Origin of the sequence: Actinoplanes sp. CA-015351 (assembly GCF_050955685.1) — a bacterium.
In the GTDB taxonomy this organism is placed as follows: domain Bacteria; phylum Actinomycetota; class Actinomycetes; order Mycobacteriales; family Micromonosporaceae; genus Actinoplanes.
Genome location: NZ_CP192102.1, coordinates 1,625,751 through 1,648,927, shown reverse-complemented (window position 1 = coordinate 1,648,927; position 23,177 = coordinate 1,625,751). Strand labels below are relative to the sequence as shown.

The 23,177-nt window shown below is 69.4% G+C and carries 18 protein-coding genes; 8 read left to right on the top strand and 10 right to left on the bottom strand.

Translation table 11 applies throughout. The annotated features are described in order from the left end of the window. Positions 1 to 2 precede the first annotated feature (2 nt). The 3 genes from ACQP2E_RS07605 to ACQP2E_RS07595 all read right to left on the bottom strand — a co-directional run bounded on the left by ACQP2E_RS07605 (position 3) and on the right by ACQP2E_RS07595 (position 4,007). The gene (locus tag ACQP2E_RS07605; RefSeq protein ID WP_433833822.1) at positions 3 to 977 is read right to left on the bottom strand and encodes a threonine aldolase family protein; all 975 of its coding nucleotides are present in this window, start codon (positions 975 to 977) and stop codon (positions 3 to 5) included. Between the two features lie 64 nt (positions 978 to 1,041). After that, positions 1,042 to 2,448: a class II 3-deoxy-7-phosphoheptulonate synthase gene (locus ACQP2E_RS07600; protein ID WP_433829248.1), complete on the bottom strand. Its 1,407-nt coding sequence runs from the start codon at positions 2,446 to 2,448 to the stop codon at positions 1,042 to 1,044. 65 nt (positions 2,449 to 2,513) lie between these two features. Further along, a complete protein-coding gene (locus tag ACQP2E_RS07595; RefSeq protein ID WP_433829246.1) occupies positions 2,514 to 4,007 on the bottom strand; it encodes a glycosyl hydrolase family 18 protein in 1,494 nt (497 codons plus the stop codon). Between the two features lie 240 nt (positions 4,008 to 4,247). On the opposite strand from ACQP2E_RS07595, the gene ACQP2E_RS07590 reads away from it, so the two are divergent. The 4 genes from ACQP2E_RS07590 to ACQP2E_RS07575 all read left to right on the top strand — a co-directional run bounded on the left by ACQP2E_RS07590 (position 4,248) and on the right by ACQP2E_RS07575 (position 8,816). Beyond that, the gene (locus ACQP2E_RS07590) at positions 4,248 to 4,925 is read left to right on the top strand and encodes a DUF429 domain-containing protein (RefSeq protein WP_433829244.1); all 678 of its coding nucleotides are present in this window, start codon (positions 4,248 to 4,250) and stop codon (positions 4,923 to 4,925) included. Between the two features lie 143 nt (positions 4,926 to 5,068). Beyond that, on the top strand, positions 5,069 to 6,922 hold the full coding sequence (locus ACQP2E_RS07585) for an SCO2524 family protein (RefSeq protein WP_433829242.1): 1,854 nt from the start codon (positions 5,069 to 5,071) through the stop codon (positions 6,920 to 6,922). 2 nt (positions 6,923 to 6,924) lie between these two features. Beyond that, positions 6,925 to 7,827, top strand: a complete 903-nt coding sequence (locus tag ACQP2E_RS07580; RefSeq protein ID WP_433833820.1) for an SCO2523 family variant P-loop protein — start codon at positions 6,925 to 6,927, stop codon at positions 7,825 to 7,827. Next, complete coding sequence (locus tag ACQP2E_RS07575; RefSeq protein ID WP_433829240.1) at positions 7,824 to 8,816, top strand: SCO2522 family protein; 993 nt, start codon at positions 7,824 to 7,826, stop codon at positions 8,814 to 8,816. Before ACQP2E_RS07580 ends, ACQP2E_RS07575 begins: the two co-directional genes overlap by 4 nt. On the opposite strand, the gene ACQP2E_RS07570 is transcribed toward ACQP2E_RS07575, so the two are convergent. Beyond that, entirely contained in the window at positions 8,817 to 9,773 is a 957-nt protein-coding gene (locus tag ACQP2E_RS07570) for a DUF6879 family protein (RefSeq protein WP_433829238.1), read from the bottom strand. It abuts the gene before it with no gap. Beyond that, entirely contained in the window at positions 9,770 to 10,720 is a 951-nt protein-coding gene (locus ACQP2E_RS07565; RefSeq protein WP_433829236.1) for an SCO2521 family protein, read from the bottom strand. The genes ACQP2E_RS07570 and ACQP2E_RS07565 overlap by 4 nt, the downstream gene beginning before the upstream one ends. Before the next feature lie 152 nt (positions 10,721 to 10,872). Here ACQP2E_RS07565 and ACQP2E_RS07560 point away from each other — a divergent pair, with 152 nt between their 5' ends. Beyond that, positions 10,873 to 11,847 carry an FAD-dependent oxidoreductase gene (locus ACQP2E_RS07560; RefSeq protein WP_433829234.1) on the top strand — a complete coding sequence of 325 codons (975 nt, stop codon included), beginning with the start codon at positions 10,873 to 10,875 and terminating at the stop codon, positions 11,845 to 11,847. Here ACQP2E_RS07560 and ACQP2E_RS07555 read toward each other — a convergent pair. From ACQP2E_RS07555 to ACQP2E_RS07535, 5 genes are all read right to left on the bottom strand, one after another. Next, complete coding sequence (locus ACQP2E_RS07555; protein WP_433829232.1) at positions 11,810 to 12,574, bottom strand: GNAT family N-acetyltransferase; 765 nt, start codon at positions 12,572 to 12,574, stop codon at positions 11,810 to 11,812. The genes ACQP2E_RS07560 and ACQP2E_RS07555 overlap by 38 nt on opposite strands. Positions 12,575 to 12,706: 132 nt before the next feature. Beyond that, a complete protein-coding gene (proC, locus tag ACQP2E_RS07550) occupies positions 12,707 to 13,480 on the bottom strand; it encodes a pyrroline-5-carboxylate reductase (RefSeq protein WP_433833818.1) in 774 nt (257 codons plus the stop codon). A 108-nt stretch (positions 13,481 to 13,588) separates the two neighbouring features. After that, positions 13,589 to 14,617 carry a 6-phosphofructokinase gene (locus ACQP2E_RS07545; protein ID WP_433829230.1) on the bottom strand — a complete coding sequence of 343 codons (1,029 nt, stop codon included), beginning with the start codon at positions 14,615 to 14,617 and terminating at the stop codon, positions 13,589 to 13,591. 144 nt (positions 14,618 to 14,761) lie between these two features. Continuing rightward, positions 14,762 to 15,253, bottom strand: a complete 492-nt coding sequence (locus ACQP2E_RS07540) for a pyridoxamine 5'-phosphate oxidase family protein (protein WP_433829228.1) — start codon at positions 15,251 to 15,253, stop codon at positions 14,762 to 14,764. Between the two features lie 16 nt (positions 15,254 to 15,269). After that, entirely contained in the window at positions 15,270 to 17,642 is a 2,373-nt protein-coding gene (locus tag ACQP2E_RS07535; RefSeq protein WP_433829226.1) for an ROK family protein, read from the bottom strand. Between the two features lie 223 nt (positions 17,643 to 17,865). On the opposite strand from ACQP2E_RS07535, the gene ACQP2E_RS07530 reads away from it, so the two are divergent. From ACQP2E_RS07530 to ACQP2E_RS07520, 3 genes are all read left to right on the top strand, one after another. Then, positions 17,866 to 19,137, top strand: a complete 1,272-nt coding sequence (locus tag ACQP2E_RS07530; RefSeq protein ID WP_433829224.1) for an MFS transporter — start codon at positions 17,866 to 17,868, stop codon at positions 19,135 to 19,137. Positions 19,138 to 19,156: 19 nt separating this feature from the next. Further along, positions 19,157 to 20,950, top strand: coding sequence for a glycoside hydrolase family 3 protein (locus tag ACQP2E_RS07525; RefSeq protein WP_433829222.1), 1,794 nt, complete (start codon positions 19,157 to 19,159; stop codon positions 20,948 to 20,950). A gap of 682 nt (positions 20,951 to 21,632) precedes the next feature. Beyond that, positions 21,633 to 23,006 (top strand): IS701 family transposase, encoded by a 1,374-nt coding sequence (locus tag ACQP2E_RS07520; protein WP_433824481.1) that lies wholly within the window; start codon positions 21,633 to 21,635, stop codon positions 23,004 to 23,006. Positions 23,007 to 23,177 lie beyond the last annotated feature (171 nt).

Sequence of the window (23,177 nt, the reverse complement as noted above, 5' to 3'; positions counted from 1 at the left end):
AATCAGGCCAGCAGCGAGCTGAGCACCTCAATCGCGTGATCCACCGCGGCGTCGTCGACATCGAGGTGGGTGACCAGCCGCGCGGTGCGCGGCAGCATCGCTGCGATCAGGACGCCCTGCTTGGCTGCCTCCGCAGCCAGCGTCGGCGCGTCCAGCGCCGATTTCGACAGATCCAGGGGTACGAGGTTGGTACGCACCCGGTCCGGCTCGACGACCCCGAACTCGGCGAGGGCCTCGGCGATCCGGTGCGCCCGCTCGTGATCCTCGGCGAGCCGCTGCACGTGGTGGTCCAGCGCGTACCGGCCGGCGGCCGCGAGGATGCCGACCTGGCGCATCCCGCCGCCCATCCGCTTGCGCAGGACCCGGGCGCGGGCGATCTTCTCCCGGCTGCCGACCACGAGCGAGCCGATCGGCGCGCCGAGGCCCTTGGAGAGGCAGACCGAGAGGGTGTCGAAGAGCGCGCCGTACTCGGCGAGCGGCACACCGTCGGCGACGTGCGCATGCCAGATCCGGGCACCGTCGCAGTGCAGGGCGATGCCGTGGGCGTCGGCGGCCGCGCGCAGGTCCTGCAGCACCGAGAGCGGGACGACGCCGCCGCCACCGAGGTTGTGGGTCTGCTCCACGGCGATCGCCGAGGTCGGCACCGACGGGTACCCGGCCGGACGGATCATCCCGGCGATCCGCTCGGGGTCCAGCGCGGCGCTGTCCGGGCTCCAGGTGCGGGTGGAGATGCCGCCGAGCGCGGCGGCCGCGCCCAGTTCGTACGTCACGACGTGCGCGTCGGCACCGGCCAGCAGCTCGCCGCCAGGGGCGACGACGAGCTGGAGCGCGATCTGGTTGGCCATCGTCCCGGACGGGGCGAACAGCGCCGCCTCGTGCCCGAAGAGCGCCGCGACGTGCAGCTCCAGCGCGTTGACCGTCGGGTCGTCGCCGAAGACGTCATCGCCGACGGCAGCGGTCGCCATCGCCTCGCGCATCCCGGCGGTCGGCCGGGTGACGGTATCTGACCGGAGGTCAGCAGCCAGTCCAGTCGACCGGAGGTCAGCCACGGAGCATCTCCGCGACCAGGAACGCCAGCTCCAGGCTCTGCTGGGTGTTCAGCCGCGGGTCGCAGGCGGTCTCGTACCGGCCGGGCAGGTCGAGGTCCTCGATGCCCTGGGCGCCGCCGAGGCACTCGGTGACGTCCTCGCCGGTCAGCTCGATGTGGATGCCGCCCGGGTGGGTGCCGAGGCCGCGGTGCACCTCGAAGTAACCGAGCACCTCGTCGACGACCCGGTCGAAGTGGCGCGTCTTGTACCCGTTCGAGGACTCGTGGGTGTTGCCGTGCATCGGGTCGCACTGCCAGACGACCTTGGCGCCGGTCGCTGTCACCTTTTCCACGATCGGGGGAAGGGCGTCGCGGACCTTGCCGTTGCCCATCCGGCTGATCAGCGTGAGCCGGCCCGGGATGTTCTCCGGGTTCAGCTTCTCGCAGAGCTCGATCGCGGTCTCCGGGCTGGTGCCGGGGCCGAGCTTCACACCGATCGGGTTGGCGATCCGGCTGATGAAGTCGATGTGCGCGTGGTCGAGCTGCCGGGTCCGCTCACCGATCCACAGGAAATGGCCGCTCAAGCCGTAGGCACGGCCGTCGCTCACCCGGGTGAGCGCCCGGTCGTACTCCAGGGCGAGCGCCTCGTGCGAGCAGTACAGGCTGACCGTGCGCAGCGCCTCGGCGTCGGTCATGCCGCAGGCGCGGATGAAGTCGAGGGCGCGGTCGATCTCGCGGGCGATCGCCTCGTAACGCTCACCGGCCGGCGAGGCGCGGACGAAGTCCTTGTTCCAGTCGTGCAGGCCGTTCAGGTCGGCCAGACCACCGGCGAGGTACGCCCGCAGCATGTTCATGGCGGCCGCCGAGTTCGCGTACGCCCGGATCATGCGCTGCGGGTCGGCGACGCGGGCCGCCTCGTTCGCGTCCAGCGAGTTGATCAGGTCGCCCCGGTACGCCGGAAGGCCCAGCGAGTCGGTCAGCGACGACCGCGGCTTGGTGTACTGCCCGGCGACCCGGGCCACCTTCACCACCGGCATCGACGCGCCGTACGTCAGCACGACCGCCATCTGGAGCAGCGTGCGGGCGTTGGCGAGCAGGTGGCTCTCGGTGTTGTCGGCGAAGGTCTCGGCGCAGTCGCCGCCCTGTAGCAGGAACGCCCGGCCCTCGCAGACCTCGGCGAGCTTGACCCGGAGCTGGTCCACCTCGTACGGCGCGACGATGGACGGGACGTTGTCGAGGACCTTGCAGACCTCGCCGACCTCGTCCATGTCCGGCCACGGCGGCATCTGCAGGCGCGGCAGGCTGCGCCAGCGGTCGAGGCCGAGGGCCTCGTCCTCCGCGGAGTCGGTGGAGGGGCGGGACGTCTGGAGTGCCGGGTTGCCCACCCCCGGATGACTGAGCTGGTGCCACTCACGGCGCATGGGCAAAGCGTACGGAAGAGGGGCACCGAGCTTGCGCCCGGTGCCCCTCGTTCTCAGTACGTGACTTACAGGTTGCCCTTGATGGCCGTGATCAGCTCACCGTTGGTGGTGTCACCGGAGAGCTCCCAGAAGAACGCGCCGCCGAGACCCTGGTTCTTCGCGTAGGTCATCTTGCCGGCGATGGTCGACGGGGTGTCGTAGCTCCACCAGTTGTTGCCGCAGAAGGCGTACGCCGTGCCGCCGACGGTTCCGGTGGCCGGGCACTTGGTCTTGAGGACCTTGTAGTCCTCGATACCCGCCTCGTAGGTGCCGGCGGCAGCGCCCGTGGCGGAGCCGCCCGGCGCCGCCTGGGTGACCCCGGTCCAGCCGCGGCCGTAGAAGCCGATGCCGAGCAGGATCTTGGCCGCCGGAACGCCCTTGCTCTTCAGCTTCTGGATCGCGGCGTCGGAGTTGAAGCCGGCCTGCGGGATACCGGTGTACGAGGTCAGCGGCGAGTGCGGGGCGGTCGGGCCCGCGGCGTTGAACGCGCCGAAGTAGTCGTACGTCATCGGGAAGACCTTGTCGAGCTTCGCGATGCCGGAGGCGTAGTCGGCGACGTCGAGCTTGCCGCCGGCGCTGCCGTCGGCGGAGATCGCCGAGGTGATCAGGTTGCTGGAGCCGAACTTGGTGCGCAGCGCCGAGATGACGTTGGCGTACGCGGCCGGGCCGCTGGTGTCACAGGTGAGACCACAGGCGTTCGGGTACTCCCAGTCGACGTCGATGCCGTCGAACACGTCGGCCCAGCGCGAGTCCTCGACCATGTTGTAGCAGGACTCGGCGAACGCCGCCGGGTTCTTGGCCGCGTCGGAGAAGCCGCCGGACCAGGTCCAGCCACCCATCGAGTAGATGACCTTGAGGTGCGGGTACTTCGCCTTCAGCTTGCGGAGCTGGTTGAACGAGCCACGCAGCGGCTGGTCCCAGGTGTCCGCGACGCCGTCCACGCTCTCCGCGGCGGTGTACGCCTTCTCGTAGTCCGCGTACGAGTCACCGATCGAGCACTTGCCGCCCGTGGTGTTGCCGAACGCGTACAGGATGTGGGTCAGCTTCGCGGCGGAGCCCGACGTGTCGATGTTCTTCACGTGGTAACCGCGGCCGTAGACCCCCCACTCGGCGAAGTAGCCGACGACCCACTTGCTGCCGGTCGGCGGGTTCGTGGTCGGGCTGGTGGTGGGCGGTGTCGTCGGCGTCGTCGTGGGAGGCGTCGTCGGCGTGGTGGTGGGCGGTGTGGTCGGTGTCGTCGTCGGCGGCGTGGTCGGCGGGGTGGTGCCCCCGCAGACGCCGTTGTCGATCCAGACGGCCCACTGGGTGCTGTTGGTCGCCGGGGACTCGTTCTGCGTCCACCACTTGGCGGTGTAGTTATGGCCGTTCTGCGAGGCGACGTTGTCCTTCACATAAACGGCGGTGGAGCTCCAGGGGGTGGCGCATGCGGCGGCGGCTGACGCGGACACGACCGGGACCGCGACACTTGCCGCGAGCACGACCGCACCGGCGAAGATCGCCCGGCGGGCGGTTTTCTGCACGGGGATGTCTCCTCAAACAGTTAGGAAACTTTCCAAAGAGAGGGATGCAGAGACCGTAGTCACATCGATTAACAACAGTCAAGGGAGGTGAGGACCTTTAAGGTCTGTTTAACATCTGGAAGCCGACGATGACGGCGTGCGTTCACACGGGCACTGCGCGTAGTCTTAGATCATGACCATCTTCGACGTCAGCATTGGCGCCCCCACCCACTGCGCGACCGATTTGGACTATCCCCGCCGATGAGCATTCACGTGATCGGGGTCGACGCGTACGCGCTCGGCTGGGTCGGCGTCGAGCTCCGGGACGGCGCCTTCGGGCGCGCGGTGCTGGCGTCCACTCTCTACGAGATCGTCGCGGGCAGCTCCGGCGCCGCGGTGATCGGCGTCGACATCCCCCTGGGCATGCTCCCCGACCGCTGGCGATCAGCCGACACCCTCGCCGCCGACCAGCTCGGACCACGCCGCAGCAGCGTCTTCCGGGTGCCGCCCCGTCCGGTCTGGATGGAACAGGACTTCACCTCGGCGAACCGGCTCTGCCGCGAGCTGACCGGCGCCGGCCTCAGCCGGCAGTCCTGGGCGCTGCGGCCCAAGCTCCTGGAGGCGAACGCCATCTGGGAAAGACATCCGGGCCTGCTCTTCGAGGCCCACCCCGAGCTCTCCTTCCGGACCATGTCGGGAGAGCCTCTTCCGTACGCTAAAAAGACCTGGAGCGGGCAGGCCCGGCGCCGGGAGCTCCTGGCTCGCAACGGCATCGTCCTCCCGGACCAGCTCGGCCCGGCGGGGCAGGCGCCGCCGGACGACATCCTGGACGCCGCCGCGGTCGCCTGGACCGCGCACCGGGTCGCGACCGGCACCGGGCTGAGCCACCCGAGCCCGCCCGAGGAGGACAACGGCTCGCGGATCGCCATCTGGTATTGATCCAATTTCCGCCGCGGAGCGCGGATTGTAGCCTTTCGGTTACGATCCGCGCTTCCGTCGTACAGGCGGATCACCGGCGAGCGTCTACTTTGTAAACTGGCGTCCCATCAGGCCCTACTCCGCGAGTGGTAGGTGACTCCGCTATGAGGGTTCAGCCCCGGCAGCAGCTTCTGGAGATCTGGCAAGCGGTTGTCGAGCACTCCTATCGCGACGGCGAGTGGCAGTGGGGCGGCCGCGACGGCCGTAACTCCATCAGCGATGCGGAACAGCTGCTCTGTGTCCTCGGCCCGGCCACCGGCATCGAGCAGTTCGCGCTCGACTCACCGGAGCGCGTGGCCGACGACGTCCAGGCCGCCATGAAACCGCTCGGCGGCGTGATGGACATCCCGCTCACCCTGCTGGAAGCCGTCGAGTCGTACCTGACGACGTACACCGACAAGAACGGCACGCCGATCTTCGCGGCCGAGAGCTACTTCCGGGGCCTGCCCGGCGAGGACATCTCGACGCTGAACCCGCAGCAGCTCGCCCAGCCGGTGGTCGACTCGTTCGCCATCTCGCTCTCCCTGTCGCTGGCGACCATCGGTTTCGCCCGGCAGTTCCGCAAGAGCCTGAAACGCCGCAGCTCCCGGTCCGAGATCGACCGGCTGGAGGCGATGGCCAGCAAACGGCTCTCCGCCGCGATGGTGGGCCTGCTGCGCAGCTTCACGGTCAACATCTTCGACGTGGACTCCCGCGACGGCCGTGCCCTGTGCCGTACGGTCAACCAGCGCAACCTCTCCACCCGGCGGATCGTCCCGGTGATCCAGGAGACGCTGCGGGAGATCCGGGCCAGCCTGCGCGACGTGACCATGGGTTCCGGCGCCGGCGTGGCCGACGAGCTGGACCACCCGGACCGGCTCTTCGAGTGCGGCTGGAGCTGGGGTGTGGTCCGCGACGCCCCGGCCATCATCACCAGCCAGGAGGTCGGCGACCAGCTGCCCGGCCTGGCCGAGCCGGCACCCTACATCTACTTCACCACGGTGGCGCTGGACGCCATCGAGGCGCTCTTCTCGACCCGGACCCGGCAGCTGGGCCTGCTCAACGAGGAACAGCTGCGCCTCGCACAGGGATTACAGCTGCGCTGGGACCTGACCCAGTCGTACTGGTCGAAGATCGCGGTGCCGAGCGGCGGCGGACGCTGGCCGCTGGAGGACATCCCCTGGCAGCGCACCACGGAGAAGGAGTCGGAGTACTTCTCGTTGCACGTCTCCTCGATCGTCGTCCAGGACCTGGTCCGCAAACGTGCCGGCGACGCCGACCTGGACCGGGTCGGCAAGGTCCTCGAAGAGCTGGCGAACCGATCCCGGATCAACCGCCGGGTCTTCGCCGGCGACCAGTCGTACCTTCTGCACGCGCCCGGCTTCCCGATCAACCTGGGCGGCAGCGACGACCAGGGTGGCCCGCAGCTGACCTGGATGATGTCCGACTTCGCGCCGCTGCTGCTGAAACGGACCATCAGTCTGGCCGGGCTGCTCGGCGACCCGCAACTGCGCGGCCGGATGCTCGCGCTGGCCGACGAGATCTGGAGCCACCTGGACTCGCGGCGCCTGCTCGACGACCGCCGCCGCGGGCTCTGGGACCAGCCGGGCCTGGTCTTCGAGGAGTTCGACAACCTCTTCGACTCACCCTCCTGGTACCACACGAAGCGTGTTGTCGACTGCCTGATCACCGCCGCCCAGGTGATCACCGAGCCACCACTGCGCAGCGACGAGCTGGCCGGCTTCGCCGGTGACCTGCTGAGCGAGGCCGAGCACATCTACGACCAGGAGCTGCTGCAGGGCTCACCGAACGGCGGGCATGCCATGCAGATGGACCTGTTGGCGCTGGCCGCCAAGCTCAAGCGCGGTCGTGCCATCCGTGACGAGCGGCCCGGCACCGCGTCGGCCCTCGCCATAGACGTGCTGCTCACCCTGGACCGGTTCGCCGCCGCCCGCAGCGACCTCGACGGCGAGTCGTGACGATGCTGGTCTTCGCCACCTCCGACAAAGGGGGAACCGGCCGTTCGGTGACGACGAGCAACGTCGCCTACCAGAGCGCGCTCGCCGGCAACGACGTCTGCTACCTCGACTTCGACTTCGGGTCACCGACAGCGGGTTCGGTCTTCGACGTCGACTCGGGGCGTCTCGGCGTGCACGGAGGCGGCCTTCACTCGTACCTTCTGGGCAACGTGGCCGAACCGCACCGCATCGACGTCTTCGCCGAGACCGAGCGGGACAGCGTCAAGGACCGGGCGTACGACGCGGGCCGGCTGATCCTGATGCCCGGCGACATCGGCATCGGCGAGTTCCCCAGCAGCCCCGAGCAGGTCCGCCGCTGCGCGAGCCTGATCAAGCGACTGATCGGCGAGTTCGACATCTGCTTCGTCGACCTGAGCGCCGGCCGGTCGTACGCACTGCAGATGGCACTGGCCGCGGCGAAACAGCTGAACGGCGTGAAGACTCGCTGGCTGGTTTATCACCGGTGGACGAAACAGCACGTCATCGCGGCCGCCGCCCTCGTGCACGGCGATCACGGGATCCTGGAGGCCGGCGAGGACCTGGGCTTCGACCGGGAAGAGCTGCTGTCGTCGCTGCGGTTCGTGCGGACCGCGCTTGTCGACCCGTCCCGGCCCGGTCTCACCTCCCAGCAGGCAGTGTGGATCAGCGAGTGGGACGGCAAGCTGCAGACCATCGCGCAGGCCGAGGGCGCCGGGCCGCTCTGGCTGCTGCACACCGTGCCGCTCGACCCGGTCCTCCAGTGGCGCGAGCAGCTGATCACCGCTCACGACGTGAACAACATCGGCATCGCCAACGAGCGGACCGCTGACGCGTTCAAGCGGCTGTCCGAGCTGCTCCTCGACGACAAGGCCTGGGAGGTCCGGTGACCGGGCCTTCGGGAGCGCCGGAGACCACCTTTCAGGAGCGGTCGGCGCAGCTCCGGGTCGCGCAGCTCCCGCTGGCACACGTCTCGATCGAGCTGGGTCACCTCTACATGGAGGATTACGCCGGCGGCATCGATCAGCTGCGGCGGCACTTCCGCGAGGTGCAGCCGTGGGTCGCTGCCGCACACGATCGCATCGCCGGGGTTCTCGGGCCGGGAAAGAGCCCGCGGATCAGCACGTGTTTCCTGGTGGACGACTACTTCACCGAGTTCAGCAGCCCGGACGTGGTGATCGCCCAGCTCGTCGAGGCGGCCGGGGACAACGGGCTGACCATCGATTACGTGGCCCGCGAGGCCGGCTGCGCCGAGGCCGGCGACGTCCGCCCGGCCGAGCTGGTGCTGGACCGGCTGGTCGCCGACCCGCAGCCCGGCACCGACGGGGTGTGGCCGCCGCCGCAGGACAGCGGATGGCTCACCAACGGCGACCGGCCGCCCGGCTCGTCCACGCAGCCCGCGATGAGCCGGCGCCTGGGCTGGCAGCCACCCACCGAGAACGCCAAGAACCGCCACTCGATCTTCCTGGCCGTCGAAATCTTCTCCGAGGAACCCGGCGGCCGGCAGTGGTCCTGCCCCTACCTCGCGTCGGTCTGGCAGCTGCTGCGGCTCGGCATGCTCCGGTACGAAGGACGCCCGGTGGCGCCGCCCCAGCCGGTCGGCGATCGGTTGCCGTCCAGCTGGGCGGAGATGCCGGCGATTCTGCGGCTCAATCCGAAAGCTCAGCCGTTCAGCGCGTACCGGACGCTGTCCATGCTGGCCCGGCGCTTCCAGAACATCGAGGCGGCGGTCGGCGTGGTGCTCAGCCAGGTGAACGTCGACGAGGAGGTGCAGCTCCAGATCAGCAAGCGCGCCGCGGGTGAGAGCTTCGCGCTCCCCGGCGATCTGGTGCAGCGGATCTCGTACGTCTTCGACGGCGACGCGACCAGAATGCTGTGATCACCGGGGTGTCGCGACGTCCCACAGCTCGCGGAACCGGTCGCCGCGCTCCTCGACCCGGCTGGGACGCAGCACCAGCCGGGTGTTGACCACGATCGGCGGGTTGTTCTCGTCGAGCCAGGTGCCGGTCGTCACCTCGTAACTGATCACGCCGTCGAAAAGCACGAAGTCGAAGAGCGAGGTGCGGCGCAGGTCGGTGGCGGTGGAGAGGTCGAGGACACGTACCTCGACGCCGATGTCCGCGTGCTGGCGGTAGATCTTGTCGAGCGCGGTCTGCCCGCCCGGCTCGGGCCGGTCCTGAATGAATATCCGGCGGATCTTCACACCGCGCTGCACCGCGTCACGCTGCGAGTCCAGGTAACGCTGGCCGAGATCGGTGGCCCACATCCCGCCGCCGTCCACCGTGGTCAGACTGGTCGCGTCGATGCCCTGGCCGGCCGAGTGGGTGAGGCTGAGCAGCCAGTCCCGGTCCTCGCCGTCGTAGATCGCCTCGGCGCCGTCACCGAGCTCCTTGAGAAACTCCGACATCCGGGCCAGCTCGCGCTGGGCCAGCCGGTGGGCGAGCGCCGGTGATTCCGTACCGATCTTGGTGGAGTGCCGGACCAGCTGGCTCAGCAACTCGGTCTGCACCGCGGACTCCTCGATCAGGCCGAAGAGCTCGGTCGCCTCGCTGATCGCCCGGAACCGTTCGTCGACACACTCCTTTATCTGGATTGCCTGATCCACCTGGCCGATCTGCACCTCGCGCAGCCGGCCCTCGAACTCCACCAGGAACTGCACCACCAGTGCCGACCCGCCGACCAGCACGGAGAGCGTGACGGACAGCAGCGGGTCCTTCTGAGCGAGGTTGGTCAGGGCGTACGCGATACCGCCGGTGATCAGCGCGACCAGGACCTTGCGCATCACCTCCGACAGACGGCGTCCCGAGCTCCCTGCCTGCATGGACAGCCCGCTCACGACGCCGGTCCGGCCAGCTGACCAAGCTCTCGCAAGGTGCTGAGCTCCCGCAGCGTGCTCAGGGCCAGATGGTCGCGGATGCGCTGCACCGAGGCGGCCCACTGCACCCCGAATCCGGCGCGCTGCTCCATCTGCTCCCAGAACTTCCGGGTACGCACCTCCAGGCGGGCGCCGGGCATCCACAGGTGCAGCAGGTGGTCGACGGCCGGACGGATCCGGTCGGCCGCCGCCGACGGTTTCGGCGTGGTCAGCGCGGCCCGGGTCACGATGCCGGTCAGCGTGGTCAGCAGCCAGTCGTGCAGGGCCAGGTCCTCGCAGAGCGCCACCACGTCGCCGAGATCGGTGCCCTGTGTCTCCAGCCGCACCGTCCGGTGGTCGGCACGCTCCACGGTGAAGGTGAAGGCGTCCTCGCTCGACGACAGTTGCGCGACCCAGCGCAGCGTGGTCTGCCGGCTCCGGAACGGCACCCGCGAGTCGACAAGCGAGCTGGCCCGGACCCGGTCGGCGGTGTGCCCGGCGATCGATGCGAGGTTGAGCATCGGGGAGGACGGCACCACGTCCAGGAACGCGTCGGCCAGGGCCCGCTCCTTGTATTTCCCGACCACCTCGACGGTGCTCGGCCGTGCCAGATAGTACGACCAGGGCAGCCGCCGGTTGTGCGAGCTGCGCTCCGCCACGGTCCGCGTCGAGGACTGCAGGACGTGCCCGCCGGTCAGCACCGCCCGGGTGGTGACCGTGCCGATCGCCCGAGCCGTGCCGTGCGGGCCGGTCGGCACCTGGCAGTCCACCCCGGTCAGCCGCTCCGGCGACACCACGTACGACATCGGGCGGTCGGATCTGCGGACCTGCGCGCCGGTGGTGAGCGCCAGTAATCGCTCGCAGGCGTCGGCCGGCAGCGCCGTGGAAGACGGCAGCAGGGACGTGAGCACCTCACCCAGAACCAGCATCGCCCCGTGTTGCTCCCGTCTGGAGACTCGTTCCAAGAGTCGATTGGACCGCACCGACCCCGATAGCGCAACGTCCCCGTATTGTCACCTTCCGCATTCATCTCATGTTCATCACCATCGATCACCTGGCCAAGTTCGGATAAAATGTACAGATGATCCACGGGACGGACGTGGTCGTTGTCGGCGCCGGAGTCTCCGGCCTGACCTGCGCGGTGCGCCTCACCGAGGCCGGTCATCGAGTGCTCGTCCGCAGTGCACAGCTTCCCGGGCGCACCTCATGTGCGGCCGGCGCGATCTGGGGACCGCACCTGGTGGCGCACGATCGCGCCGAGGCGTGGGCCCTCGAATCCCTCGACGTCTTCCGTGACCTCGCCGGCGACCCGGCCACCGGGGTCCGGATGACCAGCGGCGTCGAAGCGAGCCGCAACGGGCTGGTCACCCCGAGACCCGGCCCCGGCGCCGAGGACGTGCACCGGTGCGAGCCGGGGACGCTCCCGGAGCCGTACACGGACGGCTGGCGCTTCCGGGTTCCGCTCATCGACATGACCCGTTACCTGGCATATCTGACAGCCCGGCTGCGCGACGGCGGCGGCGAGGTGGCGCTCACCGCGCCGATCACCCGGACCGAGCTGCCCCGCCTCGGTGCCGTGGTGGTGAACTGCACCGGCCTCGGCGCCCGCGCGCTGGTACCCGGCGACACCATCGGACCGGTCCGTGGCGACCTGCTGGTGGTCGGCAACCCGGGCATCGACACGTTCTTCGTGGAGCACGACGAGGACGACGAGGACGGCCTCACGACGTACGTGTTACCGCAGGGCGACCAGGTGATGCTGGGTGGCAGCCGCCGCACCGGAGTGTGGTCGACCAGGCCCGACATGGCGGTACGCGAAGCGATCCTCGCGCGCTGCACCCAGGCCGAACCGGCCCTGGCCGGCGCCCGGCTGCTGGAGCACCGGGTGGGCCTGCGACCGGTCCGCGACAAGGTGCGCATCGGCCCGGACGAGCGTCATCCACACGTCATCCACAATTACGGGCACGGCGGCGGCGGGGTCACCCTGTCCTGGGGGTGCGCCGGCGAGATCCTGGAGCTCACGGACGTCGCAACACATACCATCCGTCGGGGGTGAAGCCTGTCACCTCGTACCCATCGGCCTCTGCCTTGGCGAAACCTGCGCGGACGCCGGACCGCCAAGCTTGCGCCCGCTCAGGTTCGTGGAGCCGGAGCTTCTCGATGTCGGCCGGGGTCGGCACCAGCCGATGAACGCCGTCACCGAGATCGAGCAGGGCCGCGGGCCGCTCGGTGAAGTCCCACGAGTCGGCCTCCATCGGGGCGTCCAGCCGCACCGGCTCGCCGTCGGCGAACTCCCACTCGATCATCAACCGGTCGGTCTCGTCGTTGTCGTTGAGACCGTCGTTCAGCTCGCCGTAGTAGTTCTTCTCGTAGCTGAGCACCTTGCTGCTCAGCTTGGCGAGGTTGAAGTATGCGTTACGGCGGACCAGGGGGTCGTAGGTCCACCGGATCACCCGGAACCCCTCGTCCTTGGCCCACTCGGCCTCGTCCTGTTTCAGCAGGTAACCCAGGCCGCGGCCCTGACGACCGGGGCGCACGCCGACGAAGTGCGAGTGCAGCGCGTCCTTGCCGCGGATGGCGACGGCCGCACCGATCATCTCGTCCTTGTCGGTGAACATGCCGACGATGTAGCCGTCCGCCTCCACCATGAGTTTCAGGTTGGACGCATTGATCAGATCGACCGGGGACTCCGCCTCCCAGACCTCACACAGCAGGCTGACCACCCGTTCGAGATCCTCGATCCGCTCGAGTTTCTGGAAACGCACGGTCTGCACGGGAGTCATGAGTGATCACCACAGTCGATGAGAGCTGGCACCGGCCGCGCTAGTTTGGCGCATGCCGATCGATATTGCGAGAGCACGAACGGGTTGAGTGCTTCCCCCAACGTAACTCGCCCTGCTCGAAAGGGTTACGAACTACTTCATTTCTCCCGCGATCTGCCTGGCGCGGTCCCGTGCCGCCTCCAGCGCCGTGAGCATCGCCGCGCGTACCCCATGGTTTTCCAGCTCGCGGATCGCCGCGATGGTCGTCCCGGCCGGGGACGTCACCGCCTCGCGCAGCTTCGCCGGGTGCTCGCCCGAGTCGCGCAGCATCACCGACGACCCGACCGCGGTCTGCACGATCAGCTCGTGCGCGGTCTGCCGCGGCAGGCCCAGCAGAACGCCCGCCTCGATCATCGACTCGACGAACAGGTAGAAGTAGGCCGGACCGGAACCGGACAACGCCGTCACCGCGTCCTGCTGCGACTCCGGCACCCGGATCGTCGCGCCGAGCGGCTTGAACATCTGCTCGGCGATGTCCAGGTGCTCGGCGGACGCGTACGGGCCGGCCGAGATCGCTGTCATCGCCTCGTTCACCATCGCCGGCGTGTTCGTCATGACCCGCACGACCGGGGTGCCCTCGGGCAGCCGGGCGGCGAAGAAGCCGGTGGTCAGCCCGGCGCAGAGCGACACCACAAGCTTCCCGGCGCCGACCCGGCCGCCGATCTCGTCGAAGAGCGGGCCGGCGTCCTGCGGTTTGACCGCGACGGCCAAGATATCCGCTTTGTCGGCGGCTTCGGCGTTGCCGACCACCGTGATGCCGTACTTTTCCGACAAATCCGACGCGCGCTGCGGACGCCGCGCCGTGGCCAGCAGCCGATCCGCCGGCCAGCCGGAGCGCAGTAGGCCGGAGACGACGAGTTCGCCCATCTTGCCGGTACCGAGAACTGCGACGGTCTGCACGTTTGCCTCCGGGCATGAAGAAAGGGGCCGGGAAAAGCCCCGGCCCCCACTTTTTAGCAGGTACAGCTAACAGGCTCAGTTACCGAAGAAGACCTCAGCCTCTTCGTACCGCTCCAGCGGAACGGTCTTCAGCTCGCCGGTGCCCTCGATCAGCGGGATCCGGACGATGTCGGTGCCGCGCAGCGCCACCATCTTGCCGAAGTCGCCCTCGTTGACGGCGTCGATGGCCTGCAGGCCGAACCGGGTGGAGAGCACCCGGTCGAACGCGGTCGGGGTGCCACCGCGCTGGATGTGACCGAGGACGACCGTGCGGGCTTCCTTGCCGGTCTTCTCCTCGATCTGCTCGGCGAGCCACTGGCCGATGCCGCCGAGGCGGACGTGGCCGAAGCTGTCCAGCTCCTGGTTGTGCAGGACCATCTGACCGTCGAGCGGCTGCGCGCCCTCGGCGACCACGACGATCGGCGCGTACTCGACCTGGAAGCGCTTGGTCACGTACGTCGCGACCTGCTCGACGTCGAACTTGCGCTCCGGCAGCAGGATGACGTTGGCGCCACCGGCAAGGCCGGCGTGCAGCGCGATCCAGCCGGCGTGCCGGCCCATGACCTCGACGACCAGGGTGCGGTGGTGCGACTCGGCGGTGGTGTGCAGCCGGTCGATGGCCTCCATCGCGATGTTGACCGCGGTGTCGAAGCCGAACGTGTAGTCGGTGCCGTTGAGGTCGTTGTCGATCGTCTTCGGCACGCCGACCACGTTGACGCCCAGGTCGTGCAGCTTCGTGGCGACACCGAGGGTGTCCTCGCCACCGATCGCGACCAGCGCGTCGACGCCCTGCTCGGCCAGGTTGGCCTTGATCCGCTCGACGCCACCCTCGATCTTGAACGGGTTGGTCCGCGAGGAGCCGAGAATCGTGCCGCCACGCGGCAGGATGCCGCGGACCTCAGCGATACCCAGCGGCTTGGTCAGCCCCTCGAGCGGGCCCTTCCAGCCGTCGCGGAATCCGACGAACTCGTGGCCGTAAGCGGTGACGCCCTTGCGGACGACGGCCCGGATGACCGCGTTGAGGCCGGGGCAGTCGCCGCCGCCGGTCAGCACGCCGATACGCATTTTTCTTCCCCCTGGATCGGGTCGAGCGAGATGCGGATAGCCCGTAATGGCCCCAGGAACGTAATCGTCGGCAGCGTTGCCGGGCCCGGGGCGGGCCGCACCCGAACTGTAGTCGCCCTCCTCACACCGGTCGAACGCGCCCCGCTAAAGCCTGACTGTTTCGTTCTCCCCCGCCTCCGGGGTCTTTCCGGTTACCGCCGCCTTCGCATATCCCAGCAGCGTGACGACCTTCGAACTGTGCGCGGCCTCCCAGTACTCGGCCGTCTCGCCGTCCACCTTGACAAGCGTGAGGCCAGGCGTCTCCAGCCCGTCCGGGAACCAGGCCTTCAGCAGCGGGCTCCACAGCTCCTCCGCCTTGGCCCGGTCGTCCACCCGCGAGGCCGCGCCGGCGATGGAGACCCAGTTGTGCTGCTTCGTGTCACTGAACGCCACGTTCACCTGCGGGTGAATCGCGATCTGCTCCACCAGGTCCGAATCCGCGTAGGCGAAGAACCACAGGTCCCCGTCGAACTCCATCTCCTGCAAACCCATCGGCCGGCTCACGTGCCGCCCGTCCGCGGTCATCGTCGTCACCATGCAGATCTTGGCGTCCGAGACCATGTCCCGGACCTTGTCGCGCTGCTCCTGCTCAGTCATGCCTTCGCACATACCCTCAGAGGAGTAGTTCCACCGCGCCCAAGGCCTCGGCGTCGAAGCCCAGCTCGGCTCGGACGACGCTCAGGCCCGCGGCGGCGCTGGGTGCGCTGTGCCGGAGCAGCGCCTCGCGGATCCCCTCGACCACGAAGCCGCCCGCCTCCACGAAACGCCCGCCCACCACGACCACCGCCGGGTTGAGGACGTCGCAGAGCGGCGCGACGGTACGCCCGATCAGCCGCCCCGCGTCGAGCAGCGCCCGCTGAGCCGGACGATTTCCCTCGGCCGCCAGGGTGAGCAGCCGATCCTCGCCCTCGGTCGACGCCCGGGAGACTGGCGAACCGGGCGGGGCCGGCGAACCGGGCGGGGCCGGCGAACCGGGCGCGACGGGCGAGAAAGCGGCCGGGCGGGGCTCGATCAGGGCGCCGAAGTACGCCGGCGCCAGGAACGCGGACAGACATCCCCGGCTCCCACAGATGCAGAACGGGCCGATCTCCCGCACGTTCAGATGGCCGACCTCCCCGGCATATCCGATCGCGCCCCGGTGCATGCGCCCGCCTGCCACGATGCCGGCGCCGGTGTGCTGGTCGGCCTTCAGGTAGAGCACGTCCCGCGCGCCCCGGGCGGCGCCCCGGCGCATCTCGGCCAGGGCCGCGAGCTGGGCGTTGTTCTCGACCCGGACCGGACGGCCGACGGCTGCGGCGATCTCTTCGGCGGGTGCGAAACCGGAGAACATCGGCAGGACGCTGCGGATGCCGAAGCGTCCGGTACCCGGGTGTACGGGCGCCGGAACACTCACCGCGATCCGCGCTTCCGGGCCGTGCCGGTCGAGCAGCTCCCGGGCGAGATCACCAGCCGCCCGCAGCATCGGGTGCGAGTCGTTGGACATCGGGAACGGCACCGTCACGGTCTCTTCGATCCGACCGGCGCCGTCCGCGACCACGGCACGGATCCCGGGTACGGCCAGCGCGATGCCGATCAACCGGCCGGACCCGACCGTGAGCCGGAAATGTGGCGACGGCCGGCCGGCCCGGGCTTCCGCCGGAGCACAGAGTTCGACCAGGCCCTCGTGCCGGAGTTCGGCGAGGAGTTCCACGACGGCGGCCCGGGGCAACCGGGTGATCTTCACGAGGTCGCTGCGCGCGGTCGGCCCCTGCCCGCGCAGCGCGTCAAGGATCATGTCGCGCCGGACGAGCCGCTCCCGGCGCCCGGGAGAAGGAACCGCGGGGGTGTCCGCGGAGGCCGCCGGCACCGGCAGGAACGCCCGCTCCCCCCGCGCCGCCGGCGTGACCCGCAACGCGGCGCCGACCGCTCCCAGCAACGCGGCCCGCCCACCGAGCGCACTGACCCGGACCGCGGTGCTCTCCACCACTTCCGGCTGCGCGTACCGATGCAGTGACTCGGCGACGCCCGCCAGGATCGGCCCGTCCGGCGTGATCAGCGGCCCGTCCAGGACGACGAGCGACGGGTTGATGCCGTTGGCGAGTGCCGCGACCACCCGGCCGATCATGCGTCCGGCGTCGGCCAGGATCCGCTCGGCGGTGGCGTCGGTCCGGGCGAGCTCGACGGCCTGCGACGCGGTCACCGGCGACCCGTAACTGGCCGACAGCGCGGCCAGGATCTGCCGCGGTGACGCGATGGTCTCCAGACATCCCCGGTTGCCGCATTGGCAGAGCGCCCCGGTCTCGTCGACCTGGACGTGCCCGATCTCCCCGGCCACCCCGGTGGCGCCGTGGTGCACCGTTCCGCCGAGGAGAAGGCCGCACCCGATGCCGGTGGCGACCCGCAGGTAACAGACGTCCTGGTGACCGGCGGCCACGCCGTACCCGACCTCGCCGAGGAGGCTCAGATCGGCGTCGTTGCGGACGATCACACGGTGGCCGAGACGGCGACCCAGCTCGGCGGCGGGTGAGGTACCGGCCCAGCCGGGCAGGACGCTGCTGCTCTGGATGACGCCGCCGCTGATCGGTGCGGAGAACCCGGCAACTGTCGACCAGATCCGGCCGGTTCCGGTGATCACCTCGGCAATGGCGTCCAGGGCGGTGGAAGGGTCGGAGGTGTCGATGTCGTGGTGCCGTTCATGCAGGATGTTGCCGGCCAGATCGGCCTCGGCTACGCGTACCCCATCCGCTCCGATGAGCGCGCCCACGACGCCGCCGGCGGCGGGCCCGAGGGTGAGGGACCGCGCGGGGCGACCGGCTCGCGTGCCGGAGTGGGCAGCGGCTTGTTCGGCGAGGACACCGGCGGTCAGGAGTTCGGCGACGAGCCCGTTGACGGTCATCCGGGCCATGCCGGTGCGGCGCACGAGATCGGCGCGACTGATCCGGCCTGCCTCACGGACTGCCGCGAAGATCAGATCGCGGCGGACCAGATGGACCCGGCGCCCACTCATGGGTTCGAACCTAGGCCTTTTGCCGAGACTGGACAAAATCCGGCCAAGGGTGGGACCGGCGTCACACCCACAGGGCTACAAAAGCGGCATAACGCCGGCGCAAAAAGCAGAGACACAGGCGAATCATGGCTCTGACCAGGCCTTCCAGCCTCTGGTTTACCGCAAATCAAGTCGATACCTTCAGAAAACAAGCTGTTAACAAAAAGCCCCCGCGAGGTGTGCGATGACCACGATTCAGTCCCGTCCGGCAGCGGTTCAGCAGCCGGCTTCCCCCGCACCGGACGCACCGACCAGGCTGATCGTGGCGATGGCCCTCGCTCAGCTCGGCGCGTACCTCACGATCCTCACCCCGGTCGTCGTCACGATGGCGATCCGGGTCGCGCAGATCGCCCCGGACAGCAAGGCCTCCGCCCTCGGTACCGTCCTGAGCGTCGGTGCCGTGCTCGCGCTGATCGGCAACCCGTTCTTCGGCGCCATGTCGGACCGCACGACCTCCCGGTTCGGGCGCCGCCGCCCGTGGCTGATCGGCGGCATGCTGCTCGGCTTCGCCGGTCTGCTGATCGTGGCCCTCGGCGGCAGCGTCCTGGCGCTCACCGTCGGATGGGCGATCGCACAGCTCGGCGTGAACGCCACGCTCTCCACGCTCACCGTCCTGCTGTCCGACCAGATCCCGTCCCAGCAGCGCGGCAAGGTCAGCGGCATCCTCGGCCTGATGACCTCGGTCGCGATCCTGGTCGGCAGCGCGCTCGCGGCGGCACTGTCCGGCAACGCCGTGCTGATGTTCATGGTCCCGGCCGCGATCGGTGTGGCGACCGTGGCGCTGCTCGTGGTGATCCTCAAGGACCGTCCGGCCGAGAAGGGCCACTTCGCTCCGTACCGGTTCAGCGAGTTCCTGCGCACCTTTTACATCCACCCGCGCCGGCACCCCGACTTCGCGTGGAACATCGTCAGCCGGTTCCTCATCTGGATGGGTCTGGCCTGCGTCACCACGTACCAGTCCTACCTGCTGATCGACCGCTTCGGGTACACCACCGACAACGTCGCGAACGGCATCCTGGTCGCCACCCTGATCACCACCGTCGGCCTGGTCGCCGGCTCGACCTTCGGCGGCATCCTCTCGGACCGCACCGGCATGCGTAAGCCGTTCGTCCTCGGCGCCGGCATGGTGATCGCCGCGTCGCTGGTGATCATCGCACTGAGCAGCAGCTTCAGCGTCTTCCTGGTGGCCTGCGCGATCTTCGGGGTCGGCGAGGGTGTCTACCTCGCTGTCGACCTGGCACTCGCCACCGACGTCCTGCCGAACCCGGACGACGCCGCGAAGGACATGGGCGTCATGAACATCGCGAACGCCCTGCCGCAGTCGCTCGTCCCGATCCTGGCCGCGCCGATCCTCGCGATCGGTGGTGGCTCGAACTACAGCGCCCTGTTCCTGAGCGGAGCGGTGGTGGCCGTCGTCGGCTCCGTCCTGGTCCGCATGGTCCGCGGCGCACGCTGAAAATCTCTCGGAGGTTGTCATGAGCACCATCGAAGACCGGGTTACCGACCTGCTTTCCCGCCTCACCCTCGCGGAAAAAGCCGGACTGATGTTCCACACGATGATCGCGGTCAACCCGGACGGCACGCTGCACGAGGGCGACGGCATGTTCGCCTCCGCGACCGACCTGATCGCCGGCAAGCTGATCAATCACGTGAACATCCTGACGATGGCCCCGGTCCCGCCCCGGAAGATCGCCGAGTGGCACAACCGCATTCAGGAACTGGCGGAGAAGACCGGCCACGGCATTCCGGTCACCGTCTCCACCGACCCTCGCCATGGCGTCATCGACAACCCCGCGGCTTCCGCCGCTGCAGGCGGTTTCTCAGCCTGGCCGGAACCGATCGGCCTGGGTGCCACCAAAGACCCAGCCTTGGTACGCGAATTCGCCGACATCGCCCGGCAGGAGTACGTGGCCGCCGGCATCCGGGTGGCTCTGCATCCGATGGCCGACCTCGCGAGCGAGCCGCGGTGGGCGCGTACCAGCGGCACGCTCGGGTCGGACGCCGACATGGTGGCGTCGCTGCTGGTCGCTTACATCCAGGGTTTGCAGGGCCCGGCGCTCGGCCCGGACTCGGTGGCGGCGATGGTGAAGCACTTCCCGGGCGCCGGGCCGCAGATGAACGGCGAGGACGCGCACTTCGCCTACGGCCGGGAGCAGGTTTACCCGGGCGGCATGTGGGATTACCACCTCAAGCCGTTCGAAGCCGCGTTCAAGGCCGGCGCCGCACAGGTGATGCCGTACTACGGAATGCCCGTCGACACCTCTTTCGAAGAGGTCGGGTTCGGCTTCAACAAGGGGATCCTGGAGGGTCTGCTGCGCGGCCGATACGGCTTCGACGGCGTGATCTGCACCGACTGGGGCCTGGTCACCGACGCCGAGATCATGGGTACGCCGATGCCGGCCCGCGCCTGGGGTGTCGAGCACCTGGACCGGCTGTCGCGCGTTGAGATGATTATCAATGCCGGCGCTGATCAACTCGGCGGCGAGCAGTGCCCCGAGCTGATCGTCGACCTTGTCGAACAGGGCCGGATCAGCGAGGAGCGCATCAACACTTCGGTACGCCGAATCCTGCGCGACAAGTTCCGGATGGGCCTGTTCGACGACCGCCGGTACGTGGACCCCGCCGAGGCCGGCCGGATCGCGGGCCAGTCGTCGTTCCGGGCAGCCGGGCTGGAGGCCCAGCGCCGCGCGATCGTGGTCCTCACCGACCGCCCAGCTGGGGCGGGGCTCGCGTCCGCTTCGGCAGGCGCGCCGGGGCAGGCGTCCGCTTCGGCCGACGCGCCGGTGCTTCCGCTTTCGGAGGGGATCGCTGTCTATCTGGATGGCGTCGACCCGGCGGTGGCGGCGTCCTACGCCAAGGTTGTCAGCGACCCGGCGCTCGCCGATGTGGCGATCGTCCGGCGGGCCGCGCCGTTCGAGCCCCGTGGCGGCGGTTTCGAGGCGTTCTTCCACGCCGGTCGGTTGGAGTGGACCGAATCCGAGCTGGCGCCGATCCAGGAGCTGGCAGCATCGGTACCGACAGTGGTCGACATCCTGCTGGACCGGCCGGCCGTGCTCACCCCGCTGGCCGGCACCGCGGCGGCGCTGATCGGCAGCTTCGGCTCGAGCGACGAGGCCCTGCTGGACGTGCTGTTCGGCCGGGTCCGGTCAAGCGGGACGCTGCCCTTCGAACTCCCGTCCTCAATGGCAGCCGTCGAGGCATCCCGCGAAGACGTCCCGAACGACACAGCCGCACCCCTCTACCCGTACGGACACGGCCTGAAGATCTGACCCCAGCCAGCCCCGAAGCCCCGGCCCCGGCCGGGGCTTCCGCACACCCACCCAAACCACCGCCCTCCAACCCAACCCAACCCAAACCGAGCCGGAGTGACGAAGGCAGAGGCCGACGTCCGGGCCGGGCCGGGCCGGGGCGGGCCGGGCCGGGCCGGGGCGGGCCGGGCCGGGCCGGGGCGGGCCGGGCCGGGGCGGGGCGGGCCGGGCGGGCCGGGCGGGCCGGGGCGGAGCGGAGCCGGGCGGGCCGGGGCGGCCCGGGCGGGGCGGGGCGGAGCCGGACCCGGCGGCCGCACCGCAAGATCCACTTGGCTGACTGCCGCCGTTGCCCCTGCTGTCCAATTCGCTTGAGGAGACGACGGTGTGCGGTTGCGCCATCGAAACGACCCGAAACTCACAAGTACTACCGCCGCGCCCAACACCCAGCCCGTTGTTTCACCCGGCACTGCCGAAGCGACCCCACAACCGCGGCCAGTGTGTTGATTTAGGGTGCAATCCGCACCCAATGTCCACACGCACGCGGCGAATTGCCCGCCCGTGTTGACTTGAGGTTTCTCGACTTTCGCCATTTTGGGGATCGTTCGGGTGGCGGCGGACAGGGTGTCCGCCGGGGCGGGCGGTAGGCGGATCGACAGGAAGGAGCATCAACGAACGTGCCCTCCGCTAAAAAGGCTGTTCGTTGATGCTCCCGATTACGACGTTACCCGGCTCCTGGTTCTGGTTGCTGTGCCACTTCCGGGCGTGCTTCACTGCGCCGACGTTTGCCACGTTCACGATGCTGGTGTCCGGGATGGTCGCCCGGCCCCAGCGGCGGACGGTGACCGGGATGCTGATCGGTGCGGGCCTGTCCCAGGCCTGGCATCACTGCAGAGCACACCGCTTCTTCTCCCGGGCGGTGTGGTCGGTGGATCAGGTGTCGATGGTGTTGCTGACGCTGGTCGTGCGGTTACTCGTGCCGCCGCAGGCCGAGCTGCTGATCGCGGTCGATGACACCTTGTTCACCCGTTCGGGTCGCCGGGTGGCCGGGGCGGGCTGGCATCACGACGCCGCGACCAAGACCAAGGGCGCCAAAGACAGCCGGCAGCGGTGGGGACACTGCTGGGTCGTCGCCGGAATCGTGCTGGAGCTGCCGCTACTGGATCGGCCGGTCTGCCTGCCCATCGCGTTCGCCCTCTGGCTGCACACCCCCGGCTCGACAGCGGCCGAGCAGTCGAAACAGGCCCTGGCCGGCCGCCTGGTCACGATGATCGCCCAGGCGTGTCCCGGCCGGCACCTCGACGTGGTCGCCGACTGCTGGTACGCCGGCGCCGACGGCGCGTCCGGCGCGACCCTCGGCGCGGCCAAGCACCGTGGCCTGCCCGACGATGTCACCCTGACCTCCCGGCTACGCGCCAACACCGCACTGCACTGGATCGCCACCCCGGTCCCCGGACGCAGCGGGCGCCCGAAACGCATCGGCGAGCGCATCGGCACCCCGACACAGCTGGCCACCCACCCCGACACCCATTGGCGCGAGGCCACCGTGGCCCGCTACGGACGCACCGACACGGTCACCCTCGCCGACACCGTCTGCCTGTGGTACGGCGTTTACCGCTCCCGCGCCATCCGGGTCATCCTGCTCCGCGACCACGCCATGACCAGCGGCTACGGCATCGCCGTGTTCACCACCGACCTACACACCAGCGCCGAACGGATCATCAGCCGCTACGCCGCTCGGTGGAGCATCGAAGTCGCGTTCGCCGACGCCAAACAGCTCACCGGCGTCGGCGAAGCCCGCAACCGCACCCGCACCGCGATCGACCGCACTGTCCCGCTCGGCCTGATCACCCAAAGCCTGATCATCGTCTGGTACCACCTACACGGCACCGACACCGTCACCGCCCGCCGCGCCGAAGCACCCTGGTACCGCACCAAAACCCGGCCCGCCTACCTCGACATGATCGTCCAGCTACGCCGCGTGATGATCGCCGCCAGGATTCTTGGACACAACCGTGGCCAGCCAACACCCCAACAAATCCACGACGTCTGTCTGGCCTGGGAACAAGCCACCGCCTAGATCACCAAGATGGCGAAACTCAAGAGGTTTGAATCGCACCCTAAATCAACACGCTTCGGGGGCAGCGACGGAGCCGGCCCCGCGGTGCACGGCGGGACGCGGCGGTGCACGGCGGGACGCGGCGGTGCACGGCGGGACGCGGCGGTGCACGGCGGGACGCGGCGATGCACG

Excerpts from the sequence above, each read along its gene's own strand:
- ACQP2E_RS07525 (WP_433829222.1), top strand. The coding sequence starts at position 19,157 with ATGAGCACCATCGAAGACCGGGTTACCGACCTGCTTTCCCGCCTCACC.
- ACQP2E_RS07535 (WP_433829226.1), bottom strand. The coding sequence starts at position 17,642 with ATGAGTGGGCGCCGGGTCCATCTGGTCCGCCGCGATCTGATCTTCGCG.
- ACQP2E_RS07545 (WP_433829230.1), bottom strand. The coding sequence starts at position 14,617 with ATGCGTATCGGCGTGCTGACCGGCGGCGGCGACTGCCCCGGCCTCAAC.
- ACQP2E_RS07605 (WP_433833822.1), bottom strand. The coding sequence starts at position 977 with ATGCGCGAGGCGATGGCGACCGCTGCCGTCGGCGATGACGTCTTCGGC.
- ACQP2E_RS07600 (WP_433829248.1), bottom strand. The coding sequence starts at position 2,448 with ATGCGCCGTGAGTGGCACCAGCTCAGTCATCCGGGGGTGGGCAACCCG.
- ACQP2E_RS07590 (WP_433829244.1), top strand. The coding sequence starts at position 4,248 with ATGAGCATTCACGTGATCGGGGTCGACGCGTACGCGCTCGGCTGGGTC.
- ACQP2E_RS07540 (WP_433829228.1), bottom strand. The coding sequence starts at position 15,253 with ATGACTGAGCAGGAGCAGCGCGACAAGGTCCGGGACATGGTCTCGGAC.
- ACQP2E_RS07565 (WP_433829236.1), bottom strand. The coding sequence starts at position 10,720 with ATGCTGGTTCTGGGTGAGGTGCTCACGTCCCTGCTGCCGTCTTCCACG.
- ACQP2E_RS07560 (WP_433829234.1), top strand. The coding sequence starts at position 10,873 with ATGATCCACGGGACGGACGTGGTCGTTGTCGGCGCCGGAGTCTCCGGC.
- ACQP2E_RS07555 (WP_433829232.1), bottom strand. The coding sequence starts at position 12,574 with ATGACTCCCGTGCAGACCGTGCGTTTCCAGAAACTCGAGCGGATCGAG.
- ACQP2E_RS07520 (WP_433824481.1), top strand. The coding sequence starts at position 21,633 with ATGCTCCCGATTACGACGTTACCCGGCTCCTGGTTCTGGTTGCTGTGC.
- ACQP2E_RS07530 (WP_433829224.1), top strand. The coding sequence starts at position 17,866 with ATGACCACGATTCAGTCCCGTCCGGCAGCGGTTCAGCAGCCGGCTTCC.
- ACQP2E_RS07580 (WP_433833820.1), top strand. The coding sequence starts at position 6,925 with ATGCTGGTCTTCGCCACCTCCGACAAAGGGGGAACCGGCCGTTCGGTG.
- proC (WP_433833818.1), bottom strand. The coding sequence starts at position 13,480 with ATGGGCGAACTCGTCGTCTCCGGCCTACTGCGCTCCGGCTGGCCGGCG.
- ACQP2E_RS07585 (WP_433829242.1), top strand. The coding sequence starts at position 5,069 with ATGAGGGTTCAGCCCCGGCAGCAGCTTCTGGAGATCTGGCAAGCGGTT.